Annotated in this window: 9 protein-coding genes and 1 pseudogene; all 10 read left to right on the top strand. The window is 42.4% G+C overall.

Annotated features, from left to right (window positions below; translation table 11 throughout):
• A pseudogene (locus tag E0E36_RS28110) lies at positions 1-265 on the top strand (hypothetical protein); the annotation flags it as partial.
• Positions 266-314: 49 nt separating this feature from the next.
• Entirely contained in the window at positions 315-689 is a 375-nt protein-coding gene (locus E0E36_RS23795) for a hypothetical protein (RefSeq protein WP_130858038.1), read from the top strand.
• 306 nt (positions 690-995) lie between these two features.
• Positions 996-1,325, top strand: a complete 330-nt coding sequence (locus E0E36_RS23790) for an ArsR/SmtB family transcription factor (protein WP_130858037.1) — start codon at positions 996-998, stop codon at positions 1,323-1,325.
• A gap of 38 nt (positions 1,326-1,363) precedes the next feature.
• Positions 1,364-1,927, top strand: a complete 564-nt coding sequence (locus tag E0E36_RS23785; RefSeq protein WP_130858036.1) for a DUF6428 family protein — start codon at positions 1,364-1,366, stop codon at positions 1,925-1,927.
• A 16-nt stretch (positions 1,928-1,943) separates the two neighbouring features.
• Positions 1,944-2,435, top strand: a complete 492-nt coding sequence (locus E0E36_RS23780) for a GNAT family N-acetyltransferase (RefSeq protein ID WP_130858035.1) — start codon at positions 1,944-1,946, stop codon at positions 2,433-2,435.
• 18 nt (positions 2,436-2,453) lie between these two features.
• Complete coding sequence (locus E0E36_RS23775; RefSeq protein ID WP_130858034.1) at positions 2,454-2,891, top strand: arsenate reductase ArsC; 438 nt, start codon at positions 2,454-2,456, stop codon at positions 2,889-2,891.
• Positions 2,878-3,954: an ACR3 family arsenite efflux transporter gene (gene arsB / locus E0E36_RS23770; protein WP_130858033.1), complete on the top strand. Its 1,077-nt coding sequence runs from the start codon at positions 2,878-2,880 to the stop codon at positions 3,952-3,954. The genes E0E36_RS23775 and arsB overlap by 14 nt, the downstream gene beginning before the upstream one ends.
• A gap of 2 nt (positions 3,955-3,956) precedes the next feature.
• A complete protein-coding gene (locus tag E0E36_RS23765) occupies positions 3,957-5,021 on the top strand; it encodes an ArsO family NAD(P)H-dependent flavin-containing monooxygenase (protein WP_130858032.1) in 1,065 nt (354 codons plus the stop codon).
• A gap of 5 nt (positions 5,022-5,026) precedes the next feature.
• Positions 5,027-5,800, top strand: coding sequence for a metallophosphoesterase family protein (locus E0E36_RS23760; protein WP_130858031.1), 774 nt, complete (start codon positions 5,027-5,029; stop codon positions 5,798-5,800).
• A gap of 13 nt (positions 5,801-5,813) precedes the next feature.
• The gene (locus E0E36_RS23755) at positions 5,814-6,548 is read left to right on the top strand and encodes a metallophosphoesterase family protein (RefSeq protein ID WP_130858030.1); all 735 of its coding nucleotides are present in this window, start codon (positions 5,814-5,816) and stop codon (positions 6,546-6,548) included.
• Positions 6,549-6,871: the final 323 nt, after the last annotated feature.

Raw genomic sequence — 6,871 nt, 5'->3', positions numbered from 1 at the left:
GAATAGACTGCATATATTATGTGGAGAGCCGTATACAGCGAGAGTTGTACGTACGGTTCGGGGGAGAGTTCAGGGAAACCTACCGATAGTAATATCGATAAGGCGTCAGGAGCTTATCCCACGCTATCTGCAAAATGTTCATGATTACGGTAGCGGAGAAAACAAATTAAAGTCCCTTATGTGTGGAATTTCCCAACAGCAGACACAAACGGCCTTTGATCTTTGCAACGGCTTTGCACAGGTGGGCGCAGCTGCATTGAATTGATGTTTTAACTTAAACGGAGGCGCAACCGTACAAAGAGCGCGGTTTTATTATGAAATCGATAGATGAATTAACAAACACGGATAAAGCCAAATTGATACATCAGCTTTTTCCCGAAGAAATAGCACCTCTTTTGGAATATACATCATCCTTTTGCGTTAGGTTATCTGAAAATAGAGCAGTTTACGAAAGCGAATGGAGTAGCAAAAGTATAATAACATTTAGTTTTTGGCTTCATCTTGCAGGGGAAACGGAAAAACTCATTAAACGTTTGAAATACGATATGATCAAAAGCCGACATGTTTTTGCAGAACAATTGTGCTTTAACCATAACGCTATCTTTTTTAATGAATGTTTGGTGAGGTACGCTAATGAGAAGAGCACCAATGACAAATTTAAAAAGGCCGTAGATTTGCTGTATACCTGAGAACTTAGAACATATCAATTTTTAGTCCCCTTCGATTTTTATCGAAAATCAAGGGGCTTTTTTTGCCCCGCCTTAAGTGCCTTTTATGTTCTTTAAGCATTGCGCAATTCAAATGTCTAGTATTCTTAGTAACTTTTTAGTCCCCCAATTTAGTTTTGATTAGTCAAAACAATCACTGGATAAAATCTAGAACCTAATTTTGAAAATCGATTCGTCATAACTATAGGTTATTTTTTCGATAATATTTTTCAAAGAATTTGAAGCTATCAAATGTTTATCGTAACATTGCAATAAATAATTTTAATTATGGGTTTAACTAGAACAGAAATATTTACCGACGAACAGAATAAACTAGCTGTTCTATTGAAAGCGATGGCCCATCCCGCCCGTATTGCTATTTTGCAATACATCATGGCCTCAAAAACATGCATCAACGGAGATCTAGTGGAAGAACTCGGCTTGGCGCAGGCAACCATTTCCCAGCATTTGAAAGAACTTAAAACAGCAGGATTAATACAGGGTACTATTGAAGGAGTTAGTGTATGTTATTGCATCCATCCTGAAAATTGGAACTTATTGAAAGAAACCATCGGGACTTTTTTAAAAGGTTACATCGTTAGCAACGAGTGTTGTTAAAAAAAATTTATGTTAATATATCGTTAAATTGCAATATTATGAATACGAAAGATCTAATGAACTGGGGCGAGTTCAAAGCCCAACTGACTAAAAATGAGGAAGCCACCTTACAGTTTCAATATGCCGATGATAAATGGGTAGATGCTTCTTACCATATCACAGAGATCAAACAAGCTCCTATTACCTCCGTAGACTGTGGAGGCGTGATGAATGCTTGGACGGAAGTAATTGTGCAGCTTTGGGAACCCCAAACTGGCGACTCAGAAAGAGCAATGACGGTAGGCAAAGCCCTGTCGATTGTAGCGTTGGTAGAAAAATCTCTTCCGTTAAATCCTTCTGGGGTTGTCAAGATAGAATTTGGTAATTCGGAATTTGACACCCGCCAAATGTACCCAGGTGAGTTGATTTTGGAAGGTGAAAGCCTCATTGTTAATCTTATCCCTGATGCTACCCAATGTAAAGCCATCGGTCGTGGAGGCAGTTGCGGCACCAATGATAAAGGCGAAGAGTGCTGTGCGCCGGTTCAGGAAGAAGAAAGCAAAAGCGAGATGGTCAATTTAGCGACCGTTCAAAGTTGTACACCGGGGTCAGGATGCTGCTAAAACTATAGACCGACTAATGGAACTAAGAACAATGAATGACACAGACTGGCCAGCTGTAAGAACTATTTATCTACAGGGGATAGCTACAGGCCAAGCTACTTTTCAAACAGAAGCGCCGAGTTGGGAGGATTGGGATGGATCGCATCTCAAGCATTCCCGTTTTATAGCAAGTATTGATGGGCACATCGCAGGATGGGCGGCGCTATCGCCTGTTTCAAGTCGTTGTGTTTATGCCGGTGTGGCGGAAGTAAGTGTATATATACATGAGGATTATCGCGGAAAAGGCGTGGGTAGTTTTTTGATGAACGCACTCGTAGAAAGTAGCGAAAAACAAGGCCTCTGGACACTTCAATCGGGCATTTTTCCGGAAAATGAAGCGAGCATCCGCCTGCACGAAAAGCATGGCTTTCGGCAACTAGGTTACCGGGAAAAGGTTGGAAAGCACGGAAACACTTGGCGTGACACTACATTAATGGAACGCCGGAGTAAGACAATAGGAATTGATTAAATAAGACAAAAAAGCACAATGAAGAAGATATTGGTATTATGTACCGGCAATAGCTGCCGGAGTCAACTGGCAGAAGGTTATTTAAGGCACTTCGCTCAGGGAAAGGCAGAAATATACAGCGCGGGTATTGAAACCCATGGTGTCAATCCAAAGGCCGTACAAGTGATGAAAGAGGATGGTATTGACATCTCCGGGCATACCTCCAATCTCGTGGATGAATACAGCCATATCGATTTTGACTATGTCATTACCGTATGCGATAATGCCAGGGAAAGCTGCCCGTACTTTCCCACCAAAGCGCAGAAGTTCCATCATAACTTTCCCGATCCTGCAAAAGCCGTAGGTACTTCCGAAGAAGTTCTTAATGAATTCAGGGCTGTAAGAGATCTGGTAAAAGCCTATATGAAAGACTTTATTGAAGAACATGTAAACGATGAAAGATATGTCAGCAAATAATTGTGCACCGGCTACCGGCCGCAAAAAACTCAGTTTCCTTGACCGTCACCTAACCTTGTGGATCTTTCTTGCAATGGCTATCGGCGTTGGTATGGGCTATTTTATACCTTCTACCGCTTCCTTTATTAATTCTTACTCAAGTGGTACAACCAACATACCTTTAGCCGTTGGGCTCATATTGATGATGTACCCACCGCTGGCAAAAGTTAAATACGAGAACCTCGGTAAAGTATTCAAAGATGTAAAAGTGCTCAGTGTATCCCTTATACTAAATTGGGTAATAGGCCCGCTCCTGATGTTCTTTTTGGCCATCACCTTTTTAAGGGATTACCCTGAATATATGATCGGCCTGATTCTGATCGGCTTGGCGCGTTGTATCGCTATGGTGGTGGTTTGGAATGAGCTTGCCGAGGGAAACCGCGAATACGCAGCGGGTCTCATAGCCCTCAATAGTATTTTTCAGGTATTGTTCTACAGTGTATTCGCCTATATTTTTATTACGGTACTACCTCCTTTATTCGGAGTTGAAGGGGCTGAAGTAAATATCACCATCGGTGAAATAGCCAAAAGTGTTGGTATTTATCTGGGGATTCCTTTTGCGATGGGAGTAATCAGTCGATATGTGCTCATTGCATTGAAAGGTGAAAAATGGTTTCAGGAAAAATATGTTCCTTTTATATCACCCATTACCTTGATTGCCTTGTTATTCACCATTGTAGTTATGTTTAGCTTAAAAGGTGATTTGATCGTACAGATACCCATGGATGTAGTAAGGATAGCCATACCGCTGGTAATCTATTTTGCCTTTATGTTCATATTCAGTTTCGTAATTGCTAGACGTTTTGGAGCCGACTACTCAAAGAATGCTTCGATCGCCTTCACAGCAACTGGAAACAATTTTGAGCTTGCAATTGCGGTGGCGATAGGTGTGTTCGGGATCAATTCAGGCCAAGCCTTTGCCGGGGTTATTGGTCCCTTGGTAGAGGTTCCCGCCCTGATCGCCCTTGTGAACCTCGCATTCTGGTTCCGAAAGAAATATTATACCAAAACAGTGCTTTCTTAAGTATGGGCGTATCAAATAAAAACTACGATGTGATTATAATCGGAGGTGGGCAAAGTGCGCTTGCCTGTGCTTATTTCTTGCGACGTACCGGATTGAGCTATATTCTTCTCGATGAGCAGGACGAGCCCGGAGGAGCATGGCAGCATGGGTGGGAATCGCTTACATTGTTTTCACCGGCTGCATTCAGCTCTCTACCCGGTTGGTTGATGCCTGAATCTTCCGGTAAGTTCCCTTCAAGAGCCGAGGCGATTGCCTACCTGAAGGCTTACGAAGAGAAATATAAAATACCTGCTGAGCGACCCGTTAAAGTAAAGAAAGTTGCAAAAATCGATAATGGGTATACACTTAGTACATCAAATGGCGCTTATTTCTGCAAGGCGCTTATTTCTGGAACAGGTACTTGGGGCAGCCCTTTTGTTCCGAACTTGGAGGGGCTTGGCTCCTTCAAAGGAAAGCAGCTCCATTCGGCACATTATACCAATGCAAAGGACTTTCAGGGTAAAAAAGTGCTGGTAGTGGGCGGAGGTAATTCCGGTGCCCAGCTATTGGCCGAGATTTCGAAGGTAGCGAATACGGTTTGGTCTACCCTAACACTACCAACATTTCTTCCCGATGAAGTAGACGGCCGGGTGTTATTTGACGTTGCTACTGCCAAGTATCAAGCCATGAAAGAAGGTAAACCTCTTGATACGAAACAATATGACCTGGCAAATATCGTGATGGTCCCATCCGTGGTGGAGGCTCGCGAACGGGACGTGTTACACAGCAAGGGGCGTTTTATTGCATTCACGGAAACTGGCGTGATCTGGGAATCTAACGAAAGGGAAGACTTTGATATAATCGTTTGGTGTACCGGATTTAAGTATGCCACTAAACACCTGAATGAATTGGGGATAACCGGTGTCGATGGGCGCGTAGTTACCGAGGGTACACGTGCAAAGGAGGTAGCCGGACTATGGCTCGTAGGTTATGGAAACTGGACGGGCTTTGCCTCTGCCACATTGATAGGAGTAGGAAGATCTGCGCGTGCCACAGTAAATGAACTAAATGAATATCTAAACCATTAAAGAAAATGAAAATTGCACTTTTTTCCGACATCCACGCTAATCTACCCGCATTGGAAGCATTTTTTGAGGACCTTGAACACCGGCAGGTAGATGCGGTTTATTGTTTGGGCGATTTGGTAGGGTATAATATCTGGCCCAATGAAGTAATCGATGAAATCCGAAAAAGAGGTATTCCTACAATTGCAGGGAATTACGATTTTGGTATCGGTAGAAGCAGTGACGACTGCGGTTGCGCTTACAAAACAGATGAAGAGAAAGCGATGGGCAAAATTTCCATTGCCTATACCAATGAAGCCGTGAAGGATGACCAACGCGCTTATCTCCGCACCTTACCTGCACATATCCGGTTGGAGTTTCAGTTGAACGACGATAAAATGGATGTGCTTTTGGTACATGGAAGTCCCAGAAAAGTGAATGAATATCTTTTTGAAGACAGGGAGGAAAAAAGCATGATCCGAATTATGGAACAGGCAGGAGCTTCCGTGATGTGTTTCGGTCATACCCACAAACCGTATCATCGTATCCTTTCGGTAAACGATGAAGATGGCGGCCTACGTTATTTGCATGCCATTAACATTGGATCGATTGGAAAACCGAAAGATGGTGATCCCAGGGGTGGCTACGTAATACTCACGCTTAATCCCGATAGCAGTATGAGAGAAAAAGAAAGTATCACCGTTGAATTTGTTCGTTTTGAATATGATGTAGAAAAAGCGGCGAAGGCGGTAGAAGATAGCCCTCTTCCAAACGGATATGCAGATATGTTACGTAACGGTTAACTAATTTAAGCTAATGAAGATTGCACTTTTTTCAGATATCCATGCCAATCTGCCTGCTTTGGAGGCGATGTTTACAGATTTAAATAAGAGACAGGTAGATGCGATTTATTGCCTAGGCGATCTTGTCGGTTATAACATTTGGCCAAATGAGGTAATCGAACTTATTCGTTCCCAAAAAATACCCGTCCTTGCAGGAAACCATGATGCCAAAGTTGGCGTTTTGGAGGCAAAGGGGGCTATCGAAGCCCTTGGTAAAAACTATGCTTACCACCTGATTAACGATGTTAATAGGAAATATCTTCGTGATCTACCGGCACATATACGTTTAGCATATAAAACTGCAGATGAAAAATTTGATGTCTTAATGGTGCATGGCAGCACCAGGAGGAACGACGAGTATGTATTAGTCGATACCCCAGAAGAAGATGTTTTAGCGATGATGACAGAAAGCAATGCTTCTATTCTATGTGTGGCCCATTCTCATAAACCATATCACCGCGTGCTTAAGTCAGCGGCTGCTAATTATCTACACGTTATCAATACCGGTTCTGTAGGAAAACCTAAGGATGGGAATCCGCAGGGATGTTATGTTTTGTTAGAATTAACAGCAACAACATCTATGCGTGATCCCGAGACCTTAAACGTCGATTTTGTTCGTTTTGACTATGATGTTCAAGCGGCAGCAAATGCAGTAGAGAATAGCCCATTGCCAACTGAATTTGCAGACATGTTGCGCAAAGCTTATTAAATATCTAAGTAGCTATGACAGGCTATAGCCAATAGAAAAAATAGCTCATGTAATCGGTCGTTAGTTTCACGATCTCTCTTTGTTGTTTTTGGCTATAATAATGAGATAACATGTTATGTCGAGAACTCTTGTGTAATTGTAATTAGGATCATCCGTGAAGTGAGTCGAGGTGTTTTGAATAAGCCCATATATACACCGCAATAAGAAGTATCGAAATTATCATTAGAATTACACCAAAAATTGTCCCTATTTTCTCCATTTCTGTCATATCTCGTCTCTTTTTTTTAGATGGTCGTCTTTTATTGGGAGAAGCCGTAACTTTC

This window comes from Olivibacter jilunii, from assembly GCF_900607235.1.
Classification (GTDB): domain Bacteria; phylum Bacteroidota; class Bacteroidia; order Sphingobacteriales; family Sphingobacteriaceae; genus Olivibacter; species Olivibacter oleidegradans.
This window is presented reverse-complemented; position numbering and strand designations above follow the sequence as displayed.

Bases quoted from the DNA above. Each gene is read 5' to 3' on its own strand.
- E0E36_RS23795 (WP_130858038.1), top strand. From the start codon at position 315: ATGAAATCGATAGATGAATTAACAAACACGGATAAAGCCAAATTGATA.
- E0E36_RS23790 (WP_130858037.1), top strand. From the start codon at position 996: ATGGGTTTAACTAGAACAGAAATATTTACCGACGAACAGAATAAACTA.
- E0E36_RS23785 (WP_130858036.1), top strand. From the start codon at position 1,364: ATGAATACGAAAGATCTAATGAACTGGGGCGAGTTCAAAGCCCAACTG.
- E0E36_RS23780 (WP_130858035.1), top strand. From the start codon at position 1,944: ATGGAACTAAGAACAATGAATGACACAGACTGGCCAGCTGTAAGAACT.
- E0E36_RS23775 (WP_130858034.1), top strand. From the start codon at position 2,454: ATGAAGAAGATATTGGTATTATGTACCGGCAATAGCTGCCGGAGTCAA.
- arsB (WP_130858033.1), top strand. From the start codon at position 2,878: ATGTCAGCAAATAATTGTGCACCGGCTACCGGCCGCAAAAAACTCAGT.
- E0E36_RS23765 (WP_130858032.1), top strand. From the start codon at position 3,957: ATGGGCGTATCAAATAAAAACTACGATGTGATTATAATCGGAGGTGGG.
- E0E36_RS23760 (WP_130858031.1), top strand. From the start codon at position 5,027: ATGAAAATTGCACTTTTTTCCGACATCCACGCTAATCTACCCGCATTG.
- E0E36_RS23755 (WP_130858030.1), top strand. From the start codon at position 5,814: ATGAAGATTGCACTTTTTTCAGATATCCATGCCAATCTGCCTGCTTTG.